Origin of the sequence: Endozoicomonas sp. SESOKO1, from assembly GCF_024606265.1 — a bacterium.
GTDB lineage: Bacteria > Pseudomonadota > Gammaproteobacteria > Pseudomonadales > Endozoicomonadaceae > Endozoicomonas.
The window spans coordinates 1-1178 of record NZ_JAHHPP010000285.1 but is presented as its reverse complement, the minus strand read 5'-3'; the positions used below and the strand labels follow the sequence as shown (position 1 = coordinate 1178).

Annotated in this window: 1 protein-coding gene; it reads left to right on the top strand. The window is 49.2% G+C overall.

Going from position 1 to position 1178, the window contains the following annotated elements; all coding sequences use genetic code 11:
* Positions 1-1118 (top strand): hypothetical protein (locus KDK13_RS12605; protein WP_257285323.1); only part of this gene is annotated, 1118 nt, incomplete at its 5' end.
* Positions 1119-1178 lie beyond the last annotated feature (60 nt).

The following is a 1178-nucleotide window of genomic DNA, read 5'->3' as shown; positions in this document are numbered from 1 at the left end:
ATACCGCTGAGGATTCCGGTGAGCTGGATGGCGTCGCTGAGTTGTTTGCCGAGCCTGAGACTCAGCAGGTCTCTGGGTTGACCTCTGCGCTTGCCACTGAAGAGGCCATACCGTCTCTGACAAGTGTTGCTGCTGGCATTGAGGACTCTGAACAGTTGGAATCGGCTATGTATCGCTCAGATGATAGCGGGAATTCTCAGGACAGTATTCCAGAAGAAACTGCATTGACGGCTGATCGTCCGGACACTCCGGATAGCTCGGTATCAAGTGATTCTGATTACTTCTCGGAGGATGAAGATGATCAGATTACAACACAGGCACTCAGGTCGGAGACAGACTTTTCCTCGGATGTAGCGAAAGAGTCAGCACCGGTGGAAATGGCTCAAACAGTCCGTCAATCAACGGCTAATATCAGAGAGATCGCAAAGCGTCGGATGCAGGAAAAACAGCAGTCTGCTGACTCGGCCCCAGTCAGTAAAACGCCTTCTCCTGCAACGTCATCAAACCATAATTCCGCTATTAACAGGAATAGGGATGATGCTAACAGGAATAGGGATGATGCCCAGTCTTCCGGGCTTGATCGGTCTCGGGCAGATCAAGCGACAGCAGGCACGACCCGTTCTTCAACAGCCACAAGGACAGCACCTGATATAATAAACAAGCCTGTTGATGTAAGTGGTGTGAAGTCTGTTGTTGCTGCCCGGATAAACGCCGCCAGAAAGGCCAAATCAACAGACGCAATACCAAAACAGGAGAGAGCCATTGATAAGAAAAAACTGGGCGTTTCGAGTACCTATAATGAAGCAAATGTTATTGAGAATGCCTATGACAGGTTGCAAAATAATGCAGATAATCTGAAGGGTTCACAAGATATCGCCAGAACCGCCAGAAAATATATTGCCAGCGAGGCTCAGGATAGTGGTCCCTTTTTGCCTGGTCCTACCCCAAAGGAGTCAAAAGCCCTCAGGGCTCTTGGTTTGGGAAAGAATGCCTCAGAGAGAGATATTCGTCTGGCCTTGCTGAATAAGGCCAGTGAATCAGCGGAATCAAACAGCAGGGCGGAGCATGTAAAAACCATGAGAGCATTGACTACGCTCCATAATGCGCTCTTTAAGTAAGGATGTTGACCTCCTCCCACCACTAAACCGCAAGCGGTTATAGTGGGGGATTCCTGTTAG